The organism is Serratia sp. HNCC26DJ244 (assembly GCF_057180565.1).
In genome coordinates, this window is record NZ_JBXUGO010000155.1 from 1 (window position 1) to 271 (window position 271).

Annotated in this window: 1 protein-coding gene; it reads right to left on the reverse strand. The window is 55.4% G+C overall.

Going from position 1 to position 271, the window contains the following annotated elements; all coding sequences use genetic code 11:
* Positions 1-271 (reverse strand): Ig-like domain-containing protein (locus AC2A06_RS19050; protein ID WP_484381326.1); only part of this gene is annotated, 271 nt, incomplete at both ends.

Here is a 271-nt window from a genome sequence, read left to right on the forward strand (position 1 = left end):
GCCTTCATTCAGGCTATCGGTTGGCTTGAACGTCCAGACACCGCTGTCATTGGTTTTCGCTGAGCCTAACAGACCGGTTTGGTCATACACCATCACCACACTGTTGGCTTCCGCACGACCGGTCAGGATCGGGTAGGGATCATCTGTGGCACTGCCACTGGTCATGTTTTGTGGCTGATGATCCTTATCTCCCACATTGTCTGCTGCCGAGTCGATAAACGGCGCGCCTGGTGCCACCGTATCGACGGTAAACACCCAGTTGCCGCTGGTA